The 21,290-nt window shown below is 42.5% G+C and carries 16 protein-coding genes; all 16 read right to left on the bottom strand.

Translation table 11 applies throughout. The annotated features are described in order from the left end of the window. Positions 1-3 precede the first annotated feature (3 nt). Positions 4-1,014: a cytotoxic necrotizing factor Rho-activating domain-containing protein gene (locus LGZ99_RS04165; protein ID WP_023046266.1), complete on the bottom strand. Its 1,011-nt coding sequence runs from the start codon at positions 1,012-1,014 to the stop codon at positions 4-6. Positions 1,015-1,388: 374 nt separating this feature from the next. Then, positions 1,389-2,291 (bottom strand): Pvc16 family protein, encoded by a 903-nt coding sequence (locus LGZ99_RS04160; protein ID WP_036840758.1) that lies wholly within the window; start codon positions 2,289-2,291, stop codon positions 1,389-1,391. Between the two features lie 24 nt (positions 2,292-2,315). After that, entirely contained in the window at positions 2,316-4,397 is a 2,082-nt protein-coding gene (locus LGZ99_RS04155; RefSeq protein WP_036840757.1) for an ATP-binding protein, read from the bottom strand. Between the two features lie 9 nt (positions 4,398-4,406). After that, positions 4,407-6,368: a contractile injection system tape measure protein gene (locus LGZ99_RS04150; RefSeq protein ID WP_036840756.1), complete on the bottom strand. Its 1,962-nt coding sequence runs from the start codon at positions 6,366-6,368 to the stop codon at positions 4,407-4,409. A gap of 76 nt (positions 6,369-6,444) precedes the next feature. Further along, a complete protein-coding gene (locus LGZ99_RS04145; protein ID WP_051769654.1) occupies positions 6,445-7,806 on the bottom strand; it encodes a phage tail protein in 1,362 nt (453 codons plus the stop codon). 150 nt (positions 7,807-7,956) lie between these two features. Further along, positions 7,957-10,857, bottom strand: coding sequence for a baseplate wedge protein (locus LGZ99_RS04140; RefSeq protein WP_036840755.1), 2,901 nt, complete (start codon positions 10,855-10,857; stop codon positions 7,957-7,959). Beyond that, positions 10,850-13,555 carry a baseplate J/gp47 family protein gene (locus tag LGZ99_RS04135; protein ID WP_262978875.1) on the bottom strand — a complete coding sequence of 902 codons (2,706 nt, stop codon included), beginning with the start codon at positions 13,553-13,555 and terminating at the stop codon, positions 10,850-10,852. The genes LGZ99_RS04140 and LGZ99_RS04135 overlap by 8 nt, the downstream gene beginning before the upstream one ends. 84 nt (positions 13,556-13,639) lie before the next feature. Then, entirely contained in the window at positions 13,640-14,056 is a 417-nt protein-coding gene (locus LGZ99_RS04130; protein WP_023046313.1) for a contractile injection system spike tip protein, read from the bottom strand. After that, on the bottom strand, positions 14,053-14,499 hold the full coding sequence (locus LGZ99_RS04125) for a GPW/gp25 family protein (RefSeq protein WP_021326070.1): 447 nt from the start codon (positions 14,497-14,499) through the stop codon (positions 14,053-14,055). The genes LGZ99_RS04130 and LGZ99_RS04125 overlap by 4 nt, the downstream gene beginning before the upstream one ends. A 12-nt stretch (positions 14,500-14,511) precedes the next feature. Continuing rightward, positions 14,512-16,113, bottom strand: coding sequence for a phage baseplate assembly protein V (locus tag LGZ99_RS04120; RefSeq protein WP_262978874.1), 1,602 nt, complete (start codon positions 16,111-16,113; stop codon positions 14,512-14,514). Then, on the bottom strand, positions 16,110-16,793 hold the full coding sequence (locus tag LGZ99_RS04115) for a CIS tube protein (RefSeq protein ID WP_036840752.1): 684 nt from the start codon (positions 16,791-16,793) through the stop codon (positions 16,110-16,112). The genes LGZ99_RS04120 and LGZ99_RS04115 overlap by 4 nt, the downstream gene beginning before the upstream one ends. Then, the gene (locus LGZ99_RS04110; RefSeq protein ID WP_262978873.1) at positions 16,780-16,959 is read right to left on the bottom strand and encodes a DUF5908 family protein; all 180 of its coding nucleotides are present in this window, start codon (positions 16,957-16,959) and stop codon (positions 16,780-16,782) included. The genes LGZ99_RS04115 and LGZ99_RS04110 overlap by 14 nt, the downstream gene beginning before the upstream one ends. Continuing rightward, positions 16,956-17,414 carry a phage tail protein gene (locus LGZ99_RS04105; RefSeq protein WP_023046315.1) on the bottom strand — a complete coding sequence of 153 codons (459 nt, stop codon included), beginning with the start codon at positions 17,412-17,414 and terminating at the stop codon, positions 16,956-16,958. The genes LGZ99_RS04110 and LGZ99_RS04105 overlap by 4 nt, the downstream gene beginning before the upstream one ends. Positions 17,415-17,432: 18 nt before the next feature. Further along, positions 17,433-18,608 (bottom strand): phage tail sheath family protein, encoded by a 1,176-nt coding sequence (locus LGZ99_RS04100; RefSeq protein ID WP_262978872.1) that lies wholly within the window; start codon positions 18,606-18,608, stop codon positions 17,433-17,435. Between the two features lie 54 nt (positions 18,609-18,662). Beyond that, complete coding sequence (locus LGZ99_RS04095; protein ID WP_036840749.1) at positions 18,663-20,051, bottom strand: phage tail sheath family protein; 1,389 nt, start codon at positions 20,049-20,051, stop codon at positions 18,663-18,665. An 11-nt stretch (positions 20,052-20,062) separates the two neighbouring features. Next, positions 20,063-21,145 carry a phage tail sheath family protein gene (locus LGZ99_RS04090; RefSeq protein ID WP_036840748.1) on the bottom strand — a complete coding sequence of 361 codons (1,083 nt, stop codon included), beginning with the start codon at positions 21,143-21,145 and terminating at the stop codon, positions 20,063-20,065. Positions 21,146-21,290 lie beyond the last annotated feature (145 nt).

Raw genomic sequence — 21,290 nt, 5'->3', positions numbered from 1 at the left:
TGGTTATAACAACCGTTTTTTGAGTGAATTGATAACTTTAATGGCATTGCCTTTCTTGTTTGATGGAACAATAGCATCTTCCGACAATACTTTGACGTTCACTTTTCCTTTATCGTTAGCCAGTAGCGCATAGCTGTAGCCAACCCTGCCAAGATAGGGTTCTGTAGGCTTGCTTTCGTCATAGTTAAAAACGCTGACATTTTCTGCTTTTGCTGGATTGTTAATTTCAACTCCTCGTTTTCCCATATAGGTAATAACACTCTGATCATATGTTGCAAAAATATTTATTAAATCGTTGTTATGTTCGCTAACCGTAATGGGTTCGCTGTTTGGCAAAAGGGCTCTATGGCTTTGATTGGTAGCGGTAACGCCTTGCCGACCTGTTTTCCATTCATCATCACCGGGTTTCTGCCCTGTGTGATAGGCAAAGAAATAGTTACCCTTCACGGCATATACCATGGTACAACCGCTCAACGCGCCGGATGTAACAATAACCGGATATCCGGGTTGAATATCTTTTAAATCAATTCTTATTCCTACGGTTCCCGATGCGCCATTAGCTACATTAATACCGGTAATATTGGGATCCAACGTGTTTTTTCCCCAATGTATTCCTATTGTTCCCGAGCCCGATTCTGAAGATGTCACTTGGTCCCCATGGAATCCTGTAATCACATCATGAAAAGAGTTTTCCTCATTTCTTAAGGAAACCGCATGTGCAAGCTCTTGGTTACTGTCATAACGATGAGCTGTAACTTTTACGTTGATAGGTGTATTACTGCTACCGACTAATAACCCTTTATTCTCCAGCGGAGAAATGTGCCCTTTGTTAATTTTTTTATCCGCAAGAAATTGTTTTAATCCTTTCATCTGCCTGTCGGTATGGCCTTTTTTATCTTGCTGGAGAGTAAGGGATTCATTTGGTAGTTGGCTGTCCTCATCTGAATCATCTTTTTGCCATCTATTCTTGTTAGTTTTACTGATGTTTTCTTGGTCTTTATATAATATAGGCATAATCGCTCCTTAATATATTAATGAAAATCAGATCCCAAGTTTAGCTTTTAAGTTTTTAATATTTTCATCATATTCTCTTAAATAAATATTAACTCCTTGATATTTTTTAAATTTATCTAACTTTACATTTGATATGTTTTTATTTATTTCAAGTAATTCTGCAATGAGTTCCTTTTGCTCACTTTCAAATAATATATTGAATTCATTATTTAATAATTTTTTTAGCTTATGAGCATTAATTGGCTCTTTTCCTCTGGAATTTAACCAGTTTTATAACATGGAAAGCTGAAATAAACATATTAAAAATCATTAGTTTTAATAAATAATTATTTGTTAGGTGAGTGATTGTTTTTTATTTTAGTATAAAAATAATTTTAAATCCCAATTAACTTATCAGCATTTTCTTTAGAAACAACAATGCCAACACTGTTTATCTTAACAATAGCCGCTTGGCTGTTTTTCCATTTTTCAAGTGTATCTTTTATTTGTGGTAAATACGTTGCACTCGTCATACCGGAAACTTCAACAATAACACTTTCATCTTCTTGATTTTGATTATTTTCTGTATCAGGCTCGGTTGTCAGATTCACTTTAGCAAGGGCAAGACGTACATCTTCTGTGCCGCCTAATTCCACGCATAATTTATCTATTAAAGCCTGATTTATTTGTGAATTATCCAGACTGGGTTTTTGGTCTACAGAAGCGGAGATTTTGCTGATTGGTATTACGCTGTCTTCAATATTTTGCAATTTCATTGGTACAGTAATGGAATATAATAGAGAGAGGCGAGGGCGATTACCAAGAGCCTGCCAAAAGTTACCTAAGCTATTCAAATTCTCCTGTTGTGGGATTACGCGGGTATATGCGCCGGGTATGCCGGTTAATTGACGATTATTAATCAATGCATTTAAAACTCGGGTCATCACTTGTGCCGCCTGATTATCCGGCTGGCTGTCTGGGCTGGAGCTGTCGCTGGACGGTTTATTGGCATCCCAGTAAGTCATTAAATAGTTACAATTGATGTTGAACCATCCCGGTAATAATGTGTTAGTTGCCGGGTTATAACGTCTTGATTCGGCGGATCGTAATTGTAGATCTTCATGTATATCATAAAGAAATACACTGACTGTTGGTTCTGATTGAATAGAGTTAATTTCGGGTAGATCAAAGCGGATATCAATATTCTGACCAGGAATGTTTAAATATTTAATTAGAATTTCATTTAATGCTTTATTAATCTCGATAATCGCATTGTCAGAAGAAATTATAGTTGTCATGTTGACTCCAATTATGCTTAATTTTTAAAATGCTAATCGGCCTGTTTTATTTAATTCAAGTATCACGGCCCGTTCTATATGTTTATTTTCAACTTGTCCAATATTATCATTTGTGGCTAATATGGATGATAATAAAGCTATATTTCTAATGTTTGCTCCGGTTAAATCAGATCGTTTAGCCAGATGGGCAAAGTCAATTTCATTGGATAGTGTCAGTTGTTCCGGCCAAATGACTTGCCACATTTTTTTACGTAATGCTTCATCGGGATAAGTAAAACGGGTAATAAAGGTAAAGCGACGGTTAAACGCGCTGTCCAAATGACTGCGGTTATTGGTGGCTAAAATGACTAATCCCGGATAATTTTCCAGCCGTTGTAATAAATAAGAAACTTCAATATTAGCATGTCTGTCTTGGGCATCTTTGGTTTCACTGCGTTTACCAAATAAAGCATCCGCTTCATCGAAAAATAGCACGCCGGAATCCGCTTCGGCCAGATCGAAAATACGAGAGATATTTTTTTCCGTCTCACCGATATATTTATTTACCACGGTAGCGAGGTCCACTTTAATTAAATCAACCCCAAGATAACCGGCAATCACCTCAGCGGCCATGGTTTTACCGGTACCCGATTCTCCGTAAAATAATGCGCTAATGCCGGTACCGTAGCTGATTTTTTCCTGAAATCCAGCGCTTAGGATTTGGTCACGGTAATGAATGGCTGCAATGATTTCTTTTAACTGTTGCGCCAATGTATCTGAAACCACTAAATCATTAAAATTGCGTTTTGGGGTGATTCGTTGGGCTAATTTACCGAAATTCTGTTGAGCGCGAAAACTTAATGCCTTACGCAGATCTGTTTCTTTTATTTGATCTTCTGGTTGCCGAATTATTTGATATTGATGCGCTTCTTCAAGAATGAGCGGTAATGTTTCCGCGGTAAAGGAGAAACGTTGACAGAGCTGAGTAATATTGATTTCCTGAGCGACATTCTCCGGTAAACTTGCTTTTAGCATTGTTTTTCTCTCTGCTAAAGTTGCTATTGGCATATCAATTTGCACCATTGGTAAATGTTTAAGCCAGACTAATGTATCTCCCGGTTCTGTCAGGCAAATTATTTTTAATTTCGGCTGGTTCAGTAAAACAGATAATTCATGGTGTAATCTTTTCTTTTCCTCTGCAAGCAAAGAAAAATTACGGATGAGTAAACAAGCATCGTGTAACCGAATTTCCCGTATTGCGCCCGTTAGTATGGATATTGTGACACTATTTTCTTCGTCGGGCAGATGGGCTAAATCCAGGACTAAGGTATGAATACCATGAGCTGCCATAATATTGTTGACCGCTAATGCTCTGGCGCTGTCCTGTTTTCCTCTGAGTATGACTAATGGGCGTATTTCATCGGTGTCATTCAACAATATCTTTTCAAGAGAAGAATAAAGAGTTTGCGGATACCAATTATGTGAGGCTGGAATACGCCAGTTAGCACAGGTTATTAATGGCGGTAGGATAACTCGTTGTCCCGATAGAAAGTGCCATACTGCGTTGTGAGTTAAGAATTGTGTCTGTAGCCAAATAGATTCTTCGTGGTTATTGAGCCGTAATAGTTGGTTACTCATTAATGGTGTTTGTGGCAGAAAACTATTTTGCAGTAATTGTCGATCACTTTGACATTGGTTGAATAATTCAATCGCTAAAGCAAAACTGGGCCACTGTTTTTTACTGTTACCATTTAGAGCGGCAAATAACGCATGATAACGGCTGTCAAAATGGGGCAATAAACCTAACAGTAAAACATCACGTTCAAATTCAGTCAGTTCAAAACGTTCGACCAATAATGATAATGCATCAAGGTCAGGGCTTTTCTCGATTTCTGGGTAGCGAATAGGATTATTTACTTTAGTTAGCCAATGAGGAATACCCTGTGGTGATATTAAACATTGTTCTACTTCATTTTCAGTAAGTAAAAAACTTTCCGGTAATGAATCGTACTGGTCTCCCTTTTGATAATAATAGTGCTGTAATAGCAGATCGATACGTTCTAGGTGGGGATAAATCCCGCGTAATTCAGCCACGATACAGTGGTTATTTGTCAGTAGGTAGTCCATATAAACCTTTTAAATGTTTTGCCAGTCAATTAATAAATGGCGATCCAGCCAGGGAAATTTGGCGATATTTAATGGCCACGGCCAATTGGTTAACAGCACATCAAATGGCTGATGTTGTACCGTGATTTTAATTTCCTGATCACTGATCAGCAATTCACCCGGTCGTTGTAAAAACAGTTGGCGAGCGTCATTACGGGTTAATTTTTTCCAGCCGGGAAGTTGACTGATAATGGTATTTATCCATTGATCTATTATCAACTCTTTTTCCGGTTCAAGCGGAGTTAATTGAATAATTTCGTCAGCCGTTAATCCGCACAGAACGTTATTCAATATATTTTGCTCTGTCTGTATTTCTTCGTTTCCCCAAATCAGATAGTTAAGGAAATTAATTGCACTTAATTGTGCTTGATGATGAATAAATATTTTATCATCAAGTAGGCCGAATTGATTAAATAATGCAGGTATCATCGGCCATAAAACTAATATTCCAGCATTATTTATCTGATATAGAGGAGTTTGTTTAGGCAATAAAGCGTATTCAGAATGTGTTTTATTGATATTATGTAATTGGTTAGAGTTATTTTTTGTAATATGCGGGTTATTCGATGTTGGTAATATTTTTTGGTTTTCGGATATTACCTCCTGATTTGCAATGTATTGATGTGTCTGAGTATTTTTAATATCAGCGTGTGTAACGGCTAATTTCTTATTAGATTTATTTTTATCTGTATGGCCTGAAATAAAGCGTTCTGGAATATATTGGTTTCCATGAATATTTTTTCTGTTAGTGTCATGAATGACCGATTGTTTACTGGATTTGTTTTTATTCGTACGGTTTTGAGTAAAATATTTAGGTAAATATTGATCTCCCTGAATATTTAGGGTGTCATGATTAGTAGCAATTAATTTTTTATCGAGTGTATCTTTATTTGTATGGTTTGAAATAGAATATTCAGGTAAATATTGATCTTCCTGAGTATTAATGTTGCCATGATTAGTGACAATTAATTTTTCACTGAGTGTATCTTTATTCGTATGATTTGAAATAGAATGCTCAGATAAATATTGATATTCTTTAGCTGATAGATATTTTTTACTAAATTTTGTAACAGTAATAGTTTGCCAGAATTTTTTTAACCAACTATTTAATGGAATATTGTGAGTGATAATCTGGCGAAATAACGCAATAATAGATGCTGCATTAATTGTACCGTTATCTAATTCAGTGGTGATATGTGATAGCACTTTCGCATCCAGTTTAGGTATCTCCTGTGTATGATTTAGCTGTATATATTGCAACGCATTGAGTATCAGTTGTCCGGGGGAGATAGGCTCCCCCGGATATTGTGGTTTGTTTATTCCTTCGGATAGTCTGTGGTTAATAGCGCTTAATAAATCGGGTTGCTTAAGCGCTAATAACCGCTGTAGACTTGGTTCAGATAAACAGCTTTTTGCTAAAAATAAAGCCAATTTATCTTCTATTCTAGCTAATTGATTAACTAATTGTTGGATATTGATGTCAATATTTTGATGATGAGTTTTAATCTCTATTGAATTCAATGCGGAATTCTTTTGATTTAAATAATGAATGAAATCTTCAACATTAATTGAATTGTTGACATATAATAAAGAAGATTTGTTGGTTATTTTTTGCGATTTTGATTCTATTAGGGATGTTTTTTTCTCCTGATGATTAATTTGATATTGGCTTAATGCTTTATTTAGCGCAGTATTAAGCTTTACAGGGAATAGTGAATTAAAATTATGTAAATTTATTTCACCAAGATCCAGAGTTAATGTTTCTAAATAGATATCCTGATTAATGGGATGTTGAGTAAAGAATGTGTTAAATAATTTATTGATATCAGTTTGATTAAGCAGGGAGCCATGCAATACTTTTCTAGCTACCTGTTGATTATTAGCCTCAATAGTAATGGTAATCCGGTTGAACAGGTTTGGCTCCCAAGGCATATTAATATTTCCTCTGTCGTGAATTTACGTAATGAATGTGAGGTGGGTTTTATATAGAATATATCACTATGATTAACTAACTTATTTTTTTCATAATATATCTCATGAAATATACATTTGCTACTACATGTGTTCCATAATCTAACTGCCAATAATTAGTATTTTTACCCGTAGAACCTGAAATTAAATTAATATGGTCAACTGAGTCATGATGATTATTATTAGTATTTAAGTCAGGTGTGCCATTACTTCCATCACACCATACCCAACCAGAAGGAGGGTTATCATAATTACCATAGAATGGCACAATTGTTCCAGGTGGAATGATTAAATTAGCGAGTTCTGATGCAATTGATTGTATATCAATGCTTACGCCATCACTGTCTACTTTAATACTACTACCAGCCTTAGCTTTTACAGAGACGCCATTACTATCAACATTAATTCCATTGCTGGCCTTAACATCCAATCCTCCTCCAACTTTTACCCCCCAACCAAGATTCACAGATATTCCTGTGGGATCAACTCTAATTGTATTATCTTTGGATCTTACAGAGACACCATTCCCATCAGCGGTAATACCATTGCCGGCCTTAACATCTAATCCATCACCTATTTTTATTCCCCAACCAAGTCTTACGGATATCCCTGTAGGGTCAACGTTAATTGTGTTATCTTTGGCTTTTACAACGACACCATTACTATCAACATTAATGCCGTTGCCTGCTTTAACTTTTACACCGTCTGAACCTAGGCTTAATCCACTTACACCACTCCAACTATTACCGGAATTACCCCCTGCTAATTTTAAATAAAGGCCAGAGCCGTCAGTGACTGTAATACCACCGTTATCCCAACATTTAACAGCTACCCCCTCGTTATCAACGGCAATAGCGCTGTTGGCCTTAGCTTTTACAGAGACGCCACTGCTATCAACATTAATGCCATTATTCTCCTTAGCTTTTACAGAGACGCCACTACCATCAACATTAATACCATTACCCGCCTTAACTTTTACACCGTCTGAATCCAGTCCCAATCCACTTACACCACTCCAACCATTACCGGAATTACCCCCTACTAATTTTAAATAAAGACCAGCACCGTCAGTGACTGTGATACCACCGCTCGGCCAACATTTAACAGCTATGCCGCTAGAATCAACAGAAATACCGCCGGTAGGGTTAGTTTTTACTTTCAGCCCGGAGCTATTATCCAGTTCCAGCGCTGAATTTGGATTATTAGTTTGATCTGGTGCTTTGCCCACTGCTCGGCGCCCGATATCAGCAATATCAATCAGGTCTGAATAATCAGTTTGTAGGGGAATACTGCCCGCTTTAAAACGATTTTTTAATTCATCTGATGAAGGCCCTATTGATTCAGGATTGGCATTTTCTGTATTGGATTGCCCAGTAGATAGATTATATTCTTTTTCCATTTTAGTGACCTTATATATAATATTGAATTATTCTGTTTTAAATATCCTGTAAATATTTCCTGATCATAGGAGAGTAATCGGAGGATATTTTATTTAGTAATGAAACTGAGGTTTGTTTTTATAGTGCGATATTAATTTCTGCAACTATTTTTATTTAGATTTAATATTAGCTTGAATTTTCGGTACATATAATAACTGATTATCTTCTATTACCTTTTCGTTCCATTCGGTTCCAGAGTCGCCGATAACCTCTTTGCGCTGCTGTTCGGTGGCGATTCGCATATTACCCGTACCGGTTGCCGTTGAAGGTAAACGCCCTAACGTTAAGGTTTCTAAAATATTATAGGCTTCATCACCCAGAGGTGCGCCATTATTCTGCCAACGTTTATAAGTACTGGCAAAATTCTTGAAATGTTCTGGTGATAGCCAGTGGAAAATCATGGAAAGATGGGCTGGAAATTCGGCTAAGATCTCCGTTTTTACCCACGCCTCCAGTTTATAAGGATCGACCTTATCATTCTCAATAAGCTGACGATTAATCACTACACTGACCATAAATGAAAAGCGGTCAGCCAACGCGTATTTTTCATTGGAAAAGTACCAATGATAACGCCATGCGTCTTCTGGTTTTGGAAAATTATATTGTTGGCCCGATATTTTTTTAATTAATATCCGGCCTTTAATGCGATCAAATTCCACGACTTGTGCTTTAAGTTCATAATCGGTTGGAGAATCACTATTAGCTAATATTGTTGTCGGTGGTCCATCGGGGGTAATAACATATTTCAGGGTGACTTCATCCTTTACTTCGATCATAGTAGGGAAGGGACTTTGGGTGCTGGAGGTGATCCAACGTTCATCTTCTGTTCCCGTTTGATATGTCTCACTGGCATAAACCAGTTGATAATCCATATCTTCCATCCATACCGGGCTATTACACCAGCGTAAATTACCTTGCTTAAACGCTTGTTCCACGCGGTTTAAATTGCGCTCTAGATCAGTGCTATTACGGGTATTAAGAGAGAAGGCGTCTCCTGTAATATCGGTGATCATTTGGCCCCGTAATGTGAATTTTCTGTCGCCCTCAATAATAATCAGATTAATTACCTGCCCGTGTAATAATTGGTCCGCCGCTCCTTTCTGGGTAATGATTAATTGATGATTTTTAGCATTGGGTTCACTTTTTATTTCCAGATTATCGGGCTTTTGCTCACTATCGAATTTTTTGTCAGGCTTTACCGGTAATAGCTGACGATGTTCAATCAGATAGAAAGGCAAATTAGCCAAGTTGGGGTTGTCTTTAAAACACTCTCCACCTAAGCCAATACGGGCGGCAATCCGTTTTTGCAGCGCTGACACTTTATCAATACGAATATTATTACGCTGGTAGGTCAATTCAGGTTGTTGAGCCAAATAACCGCGCTGAGTAGAGAGAAAATCCAATGAATCCAGAGTGAGTGGTCTGGCCGCGCGATGAGTGCCAAAATATTCCAATAAGTCATTCAGGATTGATAATTCTTTTGCATAATTTTGCCGATGGATACCGTCATCATTATTAATTTGGGAATCATTATTTAGTTGTTTGATTAAATTGGGCATGATCTCCTGATGGACTTTCTGACCAACAGTATTGGCTTTAAAAGGCCATTGTGCACCATATACCGCATTTCCCCGTTGTTTAAAGGCTAACAGTTTCGGCAAAATAGCAAGTTCAGCGCAGCCGTTAGCCAGCATCTGTTCAAAAGGCAACATAAATTGGTGCAAGTGTACTTGCTGTTGAGTTTCCGCGTAGGTCTGTAATCCATAGCAGGTGGGTAATTTATTGCTGATTGGATAGTAGTCCAAAACTTTACGATGTTTGCCCCAGTTTAATAATTCAGGCTGTGTCTCAATCAATGGCTCAGCAATAATTTTGCTCTCTATATCTTGTTTAGATACGGCGACTTTTACTCCACCTTTGGCGGTAATAATGAGCGGGCTTGCTGGCGAGGAAATTAAGCCTAAGGGATCGTTACCCCATAGCCTGGGATAATATCTTTGAGCGATTGTCCAGGACCAATTATCGTCCGCCAGCGGAGAAATGTTTTCATCGTGTTTGCCTAATGCCAATTGGGTAATACTTTGTACTCCGGGAATAGCCAATAAACGATTAGCCAGATGGCTGAGCTTTAATTCTGTCGCCGTGGTGTAATCTTTGGCCGCAGGTAGTTCAGGTATCCAGCCGTGATGTAAATAAGGTCCCGCGAATATTTCTTCATTGCTGTAGCCTAATTCTTTCATGGCTTGAGTGGTATAACGTAACGGTTTTGCCAGTACCGTCTGTGCGGTTGTAATATAGACTTTGGCGAAGATGTCAGCAATATCTCTCACATCATCATCCAGCTCAATAGCAAGCTGCAACAGGAAATCCGTGGGTTGTAGCCAGATAATTTTACTGACGGATTCCCCTAGATTACGGTTGTTTTTTAAGAAAGCGGCCAGACTTTGCTGTGCCAGTACCTTATCGGCCTCAGTTTCCCGGCCAGGGAGTAGATAAAGCCAGTAATTGCCTCTCAGCGTTAACTGTTGGCTGTCTGGCGTCTGAATGAAACTGTATTCACGTTTCTGTTTGTTATACCAGTATTGATAACGTTCACTTTCAGGTTCACGAACTAGCTGTACATCGTTAAAGAAAAAATAACCTGTGCTTTTGTCGTTAATGTTATCGCTGCTATGCAAATCCAGTAAGGCGCGGCGATAATCTTCTGCGGTAATTGGGCCACAGGTCAGCATTTGTTGCGGGCCGAATTCCTGTGGAAAAATGCCATCGTCCGGTGTCTGTTCCTCTTTTTTCGGCGTGAGGAGATCTCTCAGTGGCAGCGAATGGCGATAGGCTAGATCAGATGCACCGTAACAACCGGCTTCTAATAAAGTGATACCGGGATCATTTTCTGCTGTATTGCTCCAGAGTTGCCCAGACTGTTGCTCAACTACCGTCTTGGCTTGAGTGAGTAAGGTTTCAAAGGCGATATCGTCTTTAACGATGGGAAACAGGGCATCCTGATTATCCATTGTCTGCTCCTTTATTAGCGGAACTCTTTTCTGACCAAACCAAAATCAGTACTTCATTATCAGCGGCTTCTACACTGTCACCGACTACTCCTGCGGTTTGGGGCGATTTTTTCAACGTTAAGTTGGTGACCCGTTCCACTAGAGGTGACTGCTGAATGGTGGCTAATAACGGGTAGTAATCAATGCGGTTGCCGGTTGTGACGCCGATAGCGCTATCTTCTGCCCACGGCATATATTTTCGGCTGAGTTCCTGCTGTAACTGATGGCGGCCATAGTCGGGATTAACCCCCGTAGCAAACACCAGTTGATAGCTGATCAGCACGTCAACATAGCTGGGATTGTTGATTTTGAGGGTGGTCCAGGGACTGCTGAGTTGGCTTATCCAGTCGGCCATTTCCGCCAGTCGGGCCGGATTCAGGATTGGGCGTAGCGCATCGTCGTTATCTTTGTAGCGGCTGTTAGGGATCACAATCAGTTGTTGCGTTTCCGGAGCCGGGATTTTGGTTAATTCATTAGCGGAAGGGTATTTGACATCAAATATGCTGATAAAATTCTCTTTCAGTAGCGTAACGATATTATCCCAACTTAAAGCACGGTTACGATGGGATAACCGGGGCGGAATTCGCGTAAGAAAAGCGGATTCTGTTTCTTTCGGACGACCGTTCCAGGATGCCCAGGGTTGCTTCACACGGCTAATGGCGACGGACGCGCTGACGGTTTGCTTGATGCTATCGGCGGCTAATCCATCGATAAAGTGATTATTTTCAACAGTTTCTGGGTTGATTAATGTAGCGGTGGTGGCGTTATACAGTATGCCTTGCATTTTGGGGTAATTCTCAGGGGCGGTTTGTTGAGAGATCTCTGCTTTCAACCAGTATCGTCCTGACGGCATTAAGGTTGCCTGATTTGACGCGTTTTGTGGCAATAACGTACTCCATATTCCCCGGTCAAACAGGTTGTGAGTTTGATCATGAACCAGTTGATTTAATGGACTCCAGACATTTTCCTGATTCAGATAAGACCAGAATAGTGTAAGTTCTTGAACACCGACCAATTGCCAGTATAGGGATAAGGTTTGTCCCGGTAATACGTTGGTGAAGCCCAAATAGAGTGCGTCATTAGCGAATGACGGCGTTTCAGCGTTCGCGTTTCCCCAACCAAAAGGAGTAAGAGGATAAACGGTGTATTGCTCAGTTTTTGCTTTAACGTTGAATGTGATTTGCAACGCACTGATTTGTGGGGTGTAGGGTAAATTCTTACCGGTCGGATCTTGCCAGTATTGGGTGTGCATAAAATCCTGTTCAGCCAATTCTATGCGCACTGATGCAGGCCAGTCATTAGGTGATGGACTATCAGACACAGAGTAGTCCATTGTCGGTAAGGTAAAACTCAGGCTTTGTCCTTGTGGTACATCGGTTCCGCCAAATAATGATGGGGTGCCAGTGAGCTTCTTTCTTTCCTGAGGCGTGACTAAATAGCCCTGGACTTTAAACGCGCTATTATCCGGTTCAGGGGTATACCCTTTATACCACGCTTTAAAACTCTTTGTGGGCAAGCCAACCCATTGCGGAATCAGGGTAAGCGTCGCGTTTTCAGAACCATACCATTCAGGGGCAACCAAATTAAAACCGGAACCCAACGAGGGATATTGACCAAAGGGGAAACTGGTTTTATCTGTTTGTTCAGTTCCACCATCAGAGGCATAGTGCACACTGCGGTTGCCGTTGATATTGATTTCAATACCGGTAATTTTGGGCAGTATGGGTTTCTGAGTAGTGCCTAATGTTAATACCGGTACGTCGAATGTCATGCCATCAAGGTTATCTGGCGGGTTGATAGGATCAGCGGTGGATGATAATCCCAGTTCAATATTCTTTTTGTCGATAAGTTTTACCGACAACGATAACCAGTGATCTTTTGCACTAATTTTGGCGGTGAGATGTTCAGCTTGACCTTCCCAATCGTTTTCCAGCGTCAATGTGATATGGCGTTCTCCGGCGGACATAGCAAATAAAGATGAGGTAATCAGATAACCGGATAGCACCGACACATCATTAGCTGTTGGGCTAAAAAGTCGGATACCCTTTTCAGGTAATGCAATGTTATCCGAAAGATTAAAAGGTATTGCCGATTGCCAGCCATTGTTGCCATCTTTCCGATACCAACGCAGGTCGGTCAGCGCCCCTTGATTCGCCAATAAATCCGCGTCTGACGCATACTGTAACGAATTGCCGGCGCTATCTTGCCCGGCATCAAACAGGGTGCCTTGTGCTACCAGAAATTCCGCGTTATCTGTATTCAGGGTAACGCTGATAGCAACGCTATCAGCCTGGGCATTTCTGGGGTTCAGTCCCAGTAATTCTCGATAATAAAGATCACGGTGTCGTGCCGGGAAGGTGTTTAATAAGCGTTTGGTTGTTTCTAATAGTTTTAAAAAAGCCAATATAAAAGCTTGATGTGGCGGTAAAAGACCATCGGCTTGATTCGCCTGTTGGTAAATATTGGCTAATTGTTGAGGATCGTTTTTATGAATAAAGTAGAAACTGTCCCAGAACTGTTTTTTATCTTGATCGAAAGGGATGATTGCGGAGTATTTTTTAAGCCAGTTTAAAATATCCAGCGTGCTTCTTTCATCAAGTTTAAACGCAGTATTTGGCACAATAGTGGAGAGTTTATTATCTAACTCGGCCTGTCCCATATTGACACCACCTATTATTTGAATATATTCCTGATAAATTTTCAGGAGATCATGGTTATTTAGAAATAAGGTTGAAGGGAGGATTTATCCGGCCGTTACAATATATTGGCTGGCAATAAAACGGCCTTTTCCCATACTGGGCATTGTCACATCCGGGCCACTCGATGGATTATTCGCCGGTTGTGTCGGGGTGAAACGGGCGGTAAATTGCTGCCCGACCACGATCACCGTGGCGGTGCTGCGACAAAAGTTTGCCTGCTGGCTGGCATCCAATTGAGCAATGGTGATCATCCCCATGCCGGGTATCGGGTGGCTAGGGGTAATATATTGCGCCTGAAATTGGACCTTTTTTTCGTCACCCACAATGGCGATCTTTTTACCTTGGATCTGGGCGTGCCCGCTGCCTCTAATGGTTGCTGGTCCCAGAAGGGTGACTTGCCGGTTGCCGAATAGCGGTTCAAATAGCAGATTGTCACCATCCACCACCAGTTGTTTACTCATAGGTTCACCCACACCTGGCCTTCGCTGACTTCAAGGATGCCGTCAAGTTGTTGGCTGATTTCGCTGCCTCTTAGGGAGTAAGTCACTTGGACATGCAGGGTATTGGGGAAGTCCGTTTTCTGGTTTATCTGAATCGCGGTAATGTTTGCGCGTGGTTCATAACGCAGTACTCGTTCTTCAATCCGGGTTTGGATCTCTGCCATCAATTCATCACTGATATTTTCAAACAGATAATCATTCAGGCCACAACCATAATCTTCACGCATAATCCGTTCGCCGGGTTCAGTCAGAAAAAGAATTTTCATACTTTGACGAACATTTTCCGCACCTGCTGCCATTTGGACACCGGTGGGTATTTCTGACTGTATATTCTCTTGGATAAAAAACTGTGGCGGAAAAGCCCAACCCCGACCATAAATATCGGCTAATATGTTGTCTGTCATTTTGCTGTCCTATTATTGTGTTAAGTTGATTTTCGCACCTTTAATATCGACGCCGGACTTTCCAGTGGCTGACAAGGATTTTTCCGCCTGTAGGTTAATTTCCTGGCCTTTGGTGATAATATTCTTCGCTGAGTTTATCGTAATATCTTTATCCTGTTGCAGTGATAATGAATGTTTTCCGCTATTAAGGGCGGCAATTTTATCTTGATGATTGAACACTAATGCTTGTTGATTATCCCCTTGTTTAATGACCACGGTTTTTATTGGATTTTTTTCACTGGGTTCTATTGGCGCTTTATTTTTCGGGTTGTGCATAGCGCCTAATATCACCGGGAAGCGGGGATCGCATTCAAAGAAACCGATAATCACCTCATCCCCCGGTTCCGGGTAGAAACAGAACCCGCTTTCATGACTGGCATAAGGTTTACCCAGTCGGGCAAAGAGTACACTGTTGGTTAAGTTCAACGCCGGTATCCTGACCGGAATTCGGTCCAGTGACTGCTTGTCCTGTTGGTATTTTTCCACAATCCCCACATGCAGCTCTTTAACCGGTGGGACCACCGGTTCTGTCTCCGGCAACAGGCCCAGAGTTAGCCGGGTACGCCAACCTTGTCGCTGATTGATGGTTTGGCTGACGCCGGTGATAATTCCTTTACCATCCATTCCCTGACCAAAGCCGCTTAACGCCAGAACATCCCCCGGTTGATAGTGGCTATTCCCTGCAACTTCAACATTGCCGGAGACGTTATCACTTCGCAGGTTATTCAGGATGCCTTGCGCAAGGTATTTGGCTTGTTCATTATCTTGCGGATAGCTAAAAACCCATTGCCATGTCTGATCGGATAAGGTTGCCAAACTGTCTGGCGCGAGTTGACCACTGCCAAGCCGACTGTTTTTTGCCTGAGTGGCCTGAGATAGTTTTTGTTGTGCGATATCCCAGGATTGTACACTCACCGTTTTGGGGCTGTGCCGGTTATCCCATTGCAGATCTGCCTCAAACAGCACAATGTCTTGATCACCGGCACGTTGTTTAATTGTGTGCACAGTCGATTGATTAAGTGATTCCGGCGTCACCAGCGTGACCGTCTCGTTACCGGGTAATAACCAGATATTGGCGGCGACCAGCCGGTTTTTTAAGAATTTCCAGTCATGGCAGCGAAACTGGACCATTTGCTCATGTTCAGTTTTAAGCTGAGGCGCCTGTTTTATCGTGACAGGTATCCCTGCTTGACTGAATAGTTTTCTGATAATGGCTTCATCACTTTGTTGACTGAATAACTGTGAATGGAAATTGTCAGTGAGTTTTTGCAGTGGATGTTTCGCCGTTAGGGTAACCAGACTGTCCTGACCTTTGAATTTAAGCGCTTGCCGAACAATGATCCCCTTAAACAACACGGTTTTTTGCAGTCTCACGATCAGTTCTTGATTGGGCCGACAGCTTGTGAGTTCAGCTTGAGCTTTAGCGGCAAAAATCTCGTTGGCGTCACCGGCTACGCTAAGCGTGATATTGGCGGTGGGGATACCGTTGATTTGGTGGTTTACGGTCAGACTCATCACAGAAAACTGGCTGAGGGTTTTTCCCGCTATTTTAACGTCTATCGCCGGTATCTTCATGCATCCCCCTGTGCCTGTAGCGTTTGCCCCGGGGTGAAATCATCAAGATTATCCAGATTGTTTTGCCAAGCGAGGGTGAGATAATCAATGCCGCCTGCCAGAGAAGCCCCGGCGCCTAAGGCGATTAATGGCAGAGAGAGCATATCGGTCACACTGACTGCGGTGATCGGCGGTGATTTTAACTGCTGTTCAGTGGCTTGAATAACAAAGCTTTCGTCCGCGATCAGCGATAAAGTGGCGCTGGCTCGCAGTGGCGTAGCGTCCCGGTCAAATAGGGTGTAATTGATGGTGAGATCACTAGCCCGGCAGGCGAAATAACCTTTGTTTTCCCAACGCATTTTGCCCCATTTGATTTTGAGGAAGTGGGGCACGTTGGTGCTGGCATCCACCGTACACAAAGCTTTCAAGGTTGCGAGTTGGGTTTCTACCGGGATGTTGTTGCCCGGCATAGTCGCGTCAAATAGCAGGACTAATGTCAAACCGGCGGGTTGTGATAGCACATAGCGGCTGCTTTGGCTGGCATTGTTAACGCTTTCATCCTGTTGGTAGTGGGTTTGATAATCGAGCTGAATCCCATCAGGGTTATACATGGCCTGTAAGCTGCCTACGGAGATTTTCCCTTCCCGGTCTTTAAAGGCGGTAAGGGTGAGTTTGGACAGGCTGCGTTCAATTAAGCTCATAATAGCCTCCTGTTTCACGCAACGCCTCTAACACTTCCCGTTTGATAATCTCGATCAGACGGATGTTATCTAGCGTCTCTTGGGCTAATGTCTGTGATGTGATGGGATTACTCTCGGAATCAGTCACTTTAGCTCGAATAATCAGCTCCTTAATTTCGACGGTCATACTTTTACTCCTAACCAGCGCATATCTTGATAACGCAACTCCAGTGAATTCACCAAAACGGTATTGCTATTGGCGTCAAAGTCGCCGGTGGACCAGCGTACCGGTAGCGCGTTGCTTAATGTCCAACTTGCCACGGGTAATGAATTTTCATTCAGTAACATAATCACGACATCGGCATAGACCGCTTTTTCGCCACGCAGGACACGATCAAACACCAGCGTGAGTGGTGTCACCGTCATCACGCCACGCTCCAACATCAGACTGCCATGTTGGATTTTTTCGGCCAGCCAGGTATTTCTGGCGTTTTCCCCGCCTTGGCTGTGTTGGCTAGTTTGTAACTCACGGCTCAGGCCCGATATCCGTTGAAAGGCGATATCCAGTGGACTGGGAATGTTGTTAAAAAGAAAACTGGCGATAAAACGGTGTGACACTGCCGGGGTGTAGAGGTTGTTCATATGTTGCCTCTGTTTGACTTAGCGGGTGGTACCGGTATGGGTATCAAATGTCAGGCTTAGCTCAATAAATTCGGCCGGAATTAAGACTGCGAGGCTGATTTTCATGATCATTTTTCCGGCCCGTATATCGGCTTCACTCATTGATTCACCCACACCCAATAACACCTTGAACGCCTGATCTTCTTGGGTGCCTCGTAGCCCGCCGTTTAACCATAACTGACGCAGCCAGTTATAAGCTTGTCCTTTAAACTTCATCCAGGTGATGGCGTTATTGGGTTCAAAGACAAAGGCGCGGCCCAGTTGGGTCATATGGGCTTCGATATAGGAAACCAGACGGCGGATCTGGATATAGCGCCAGAGGGAACCGGGGGTATTTTCCAAGGTTCGGCATCCCCAGATCCTAATGCCTTTGCCGGGAAAGCTGCGCACCAGATTCAGCGAGGCGCCAGCCGGGTTAAACAGTGCATTCGCTTCAATATAAGAGTGTACCGGGCTAATTACTTTGGCTAAGGCAATGTTGGCCGGAGCGGTCCAGACGCCTTGTTGGTTATCGTTACGCTGGATGACGGCAGCTATTGCGGCGGTGGGTGAAAGCACGATAGGGTTTTGCGCATTATCCAGATAGGCGCTTTTTAGCTGCGGCCAGTATACCGCGCCCCATTGTCGATCAGCGGAAGAAAACCGTTTTAAACATTCAGCGGCTAATGTCGGGTCATCAGGGGAATCCAGTAATGCCATAATGCCGCGTCGGCTCTTACAAAGATTGAGCGCCGATTGCCAAAATTGTAACCAAAGATCTCTTTGAGTGTAGGAAATCTCTGTCTGATTAAAGCGAATAGCATCCGGGGTGATAATCAGAGTAATGTCGTTCTCTGCGGAAATCGTTTGTGTCAGCCACGCTTGTTGCAGTGCGGTGATCAATGACGGAAAATCGCTTAATTGTTTCTCCGTACCCAGTGATAGCACATAAGCTTGTTGACCGCCGTTTTCAAAGAAATGGCGCACAGAATAGTACATTAATCCTGACTCAGGAAATGACCGGGCAAAGTCGGCCAAACTGTTAAGCTTGATAGCCGTTTTATTGACCAGCGATGAGGTATAACCAATAAAAACCGGTATACCGATAAACGTGTCATCCTGTTTTGGGGATATCAGATTTTCTGTGACGCTGACGCTCGGCTGTGTTATCTCCATTATCGTCTCCTTAACGACTGAATAGACGCGGTGTTTAACCGCGTCTCAGTACGATTACTGGGCTACATTTTGTGAAAACTGAAGGATAATAAATTCAGCCGGACGTACCGCGGCCATGCCCACTTTGACAATCATTTTCCCTTGTTTAATGTCGTCGTCGGACATGGTGATACCTTTACCAATCTGGACAAAATAGGCTTCCTGCGGTTTATTTCCGGCTAATGCCCCTTGTTGCCAGAGGGAGTAGAGATAGTTGTCAATGGCTGATTTCACCCGTTCCCAGGTGGGTTGGCTATTGGGTTCAAAGACGACGGATTGCATTGCCTGTTTGATATCCCGCTCTGCGCTATTAAACAGACGCCGAACTGGAATGTAACGCCAGTTGTCATCATTTTTCAGAGTGCGTGCGCCCCACACGACAAAACCTTTGTTGGTGAAATAGCGGATGGCATTGATACCTTTTTGGTTCATGGTACCTTGCTCATCGTCAGTGAGCCGTTCGGTGATATCACTGATCCCGCTCAGTACAACATTTGCCGGTGCTTTCCAGACACCCCGGCTGGCATCAGTGGCGCAATAGATACCGGCCATGACTGCACTGGCAGGAATGACGTTGTTGGATTTTGTTTTGTCCTGTATTGCTTGGACAGCTTTTTTGTAGACATCCAAGTTTTTCTCTTTGAGCTGCGCTAGATTTTTGACTTCATCGGGTTTTGTTTTTGCATCTTCATAACCTGAAACTGTGATTAGGCTATCTTCCTCTTCCGCTTGAATAGGGTGTGAAATTTTAACCGCCGGATAATAAGTCGCGGTTTGTGATTGCACGTTAACGCCAGGTGGGGTTGTTTTGTCTTGGCTGTCAGCGATAAGGAAATAGCCGGTATTCAATAATGCGGATGTCAGGCTGTTGTATATCGCTCTCTGGTAGGAAGAATCCTGTTCAGGGCAGACGATTAACGTAATCTCCAAAGCTTGCTCAATTAGCTGTGGAATTAACACCGTAGTTTTAGCATCTGCTGAATCGGCAATTGGCAGGATATAACAAGGTCCGCCGCCATTTTGGAAATAGAGTTTTAGCGCATCGTTGCCCGTTGTCGAGGTAACTGTATTTATAGCGTAAGTGTAATCTGTGTTTGTATCGTCTGCGTCAAGAGCAATATCGGCAGTTGCTGTATCGCCTTCAACGTTCTTGGAAGGCGGAGAGGGAGGCGGTGGCGTTGGTTTAGTCGATGTGATAGCGATTGACGTAATACAACCGACATTAAATAGATTCGTAAAATCCAGCCAGCTACTAACACGTACCGCTTTTAGGGTTGCGCTGGTTTTTTTAGGTAGGAAGCGGCCAATAAAAACAGGTATTGCGGTATTCCCGTGGCTGACAGAGAGCGATAATGACGCATCTTCTTCAATATAGACGCCGGGATAGGTCGGTGTTGTTGGCATGCTGCCTCCCATTATTGTGCGATATTCTGCGTGAACTGCAAGATAATGAATTCGGCTGGACGGACAGCGGCCATACCGATTTTGACGATCATTTTGCCTTGCTTGATATCATCATCGGTCATGGTGATGCCTTTACCAATTTGAACAAAGTAAGCCTGTTCGGCTTTGTCGCCCATTAACCCGCCTTGCTGCCAGAGGGAATAGAGGTAGTTATCGATAGCCCGTTGCACAGCTTTCCAGGTGGGTTGGCTGTTAGGCTCAAATACCGCGAAACTCATGGCATTTTTAATGTCCCGTTCCGCGCTGTTAAACAGGCGGCGAACTGGGATATAACGCCAGTTATCGCTGTCCTCAAGGGTTCTGGCTCCCCAGACCAGCGTACCGCTCTTAGGAAAGGTACGGATCATATTCAACGCCTTACCTTGGTTATATTTCCCTTGCAGGTCGTCGGTCATCGGATATTTAGGTTGTAATCCGCCCTGAACAGGGACATTGGCGGGAGCTTGCCAGACACCCCGGCTGTTATCGACACTGGCATAGATACCGGCCATGACGGCACTGGGCGGAATATCAATACTGGCTTTATTTTCTCCCCATGCAGCGGTCAGCCAGGGATAATAAACCGCGCCATATTGTGTTGCTGAATAAGGATTAAGTACATCGTCTGGTTTTTGGTCTGAGGTTATTTGAGTTTTAGGGCCGTCAAAAATGGCGAATAATCCTTTGCCTAATTGACAAAGTGTTCCGACGGCGGTTGTGATCTCTTCTCCGGCGGCAACCAATAGCGTGACATCATCAAGTACCGGTACTTGCTTTTCTAAATCTTGCGTTTTGACGAGATAACCATATCCACCGCCGTTAATAAAATAGGCGCGCAGTGCGATATCCAGTTTATCGGAAGGATTAAATTGTCCACCTTTTAGTGTTAAATACTCCAGCCAGCTACTGACGCGAATATAGGGCTTACCTGATATTAATGAATTATTATTTGCGACGGCAAAAACAGGCACTGCCGTTGCACCGGAACGAACAGAAAGGGACGGTGAAGCGTCCTCTTCAATATAAACGCCGGGATAAGTTGGGGTTATTGGCATATTGCCTCCAAGTTATAGTGCGATATTTTGCATGAACTGAATGGTGATGAATTCAGTTGGACCGATGAGCCATGCCAATGTTGATCATTATTTGTTGGCGTACTGGCAATTGATCGTGTCAGACGATTATCTTTTCAATATAAAC

The sequence above is a fragment of the Photorhabdus temperata genome (assembly GCF_025384845.1).
Lineage (GTDB): Bacteria > Pseudomonadota > Gammaproteobacteria > Enterobacterales > Enterobacteriaceae > Photorhabdus > Photorhabdus temperata.
This window is presented reverse-complemented; position numbering and strand designations above follow the sequence as displayed.

Bases quoted from the DNA above. Each gene is read 5' to 3' on its own strand.
- LGZ99_RS04130 (WP_023046313.1), bottom strand. From the start codon at position 14,056: ATGAGTAAACAACTGGTGGTGGATGGTGACAATCTGCTATTTGAACCG.
- LGZ99_RS04165 (WP_023046266.1), bottom strand. From the start codon at position 1,014: ATGCCTATATTATATAAAGACCAAGAAAACATCAGTAAAACTAACAAG.
- LGZ99_RS04145 (WP_051769654.1), bottom strand. From the start codon at position 7,806: ATGGAAAAAGAATATAATCTATCTACTGGGCAATCCAATACAGAAAAT.
- LGZ99_RS04115 (WP_036840752.1), bottom strand. From the start codon at position 16,793: ATGAGCTTAATTGAACGCAGCCTGTCCAAACTCACCCTTACCGCCTTT.
- LGZ99_RS04095 (WP_036840749.1), bottom strand. From the start codon at position 20,051: ATGCCAACAACACCGACCTATCCCGGCGTCTATATTGAAGAAGATGCG.
- LGZ99_RS04120 (WP_262978874.1), bottom strand. From the start codon at position 16,113: ATGAAGATACCGGCGATAGACGTTAAAATAGCGGGAAAAACCCTCAGC.
- LGZ99_RS04150 (WP_036840756.1), bottom strand. From the start codon at position 6,368: ATGCCTTGGGAGCCAAACCTGTTCAACCGGATTACCATTACTATTGAG.
- LGZ99_RS04090 (WP_036840748.1), bottom strand. From the start codon at position 21,145: ATGCCAATAACCCCAACTTATCCCGGCGTTTATATTGAAGAGGACGCT.
- LGZ99_RS04125 (WP_021326070.1), bottom strand. From the start codon at position 14,499: ATGACAGACAACATATTAGCCGATATTTATGGTCGGGGTTGGGCTTTT.
- LGZ99_RS04160 (WP_036840758.1), bottom strand. From the start codon at position 2,291: ATGACAACTATAATTTCTTCTGACAATGCGATTATCGAGATTAATAAA.
- LGZ99_RS04110 (WP_262978873.1), bottom strand. From the start codon at position 16,959: ATGACCGTCGAAATTAAGGAGCTGATTATTCGAGCTAAAGTGACTGAT.
- LGZ99_RS04100 (WP_262978872.1), bottom strand. From the start codon at position 18,608: ATGGAGATAACACAGCCGAGCGTCAGCGTCACAGAAAATCTGATATCC.
- LGZ99_RS04140 (WP_036840755.1), bottom strand. From the start codon at position 10,857: ATGGATAATCAGGATGCCCTGTTTCCCATCGTTAAAGACGATATCGCC.
- LGZ99_RS04105 (WP_023046315.1), bottom strand. From the start codon at position 17,414: ATGAACAACCTCTACACCCCGGCAGTGTCACACCGTTTTATCGCCAGT.
- LGZ99_RS04155 (WP_036840757.1), bottom strand. From the start codon at position 4,397: ATGGACTACCTACTGACAAATAACCACTGTATCGTGGCTGAATTACGC.
- LGZ99_RS04135 (WP_262978875.1), bottom strand. From the start codon at position 13,555: ATGGGACAGGCCGAGTTAGATAATAAACTCTCCACTATTGTGCCAAAT.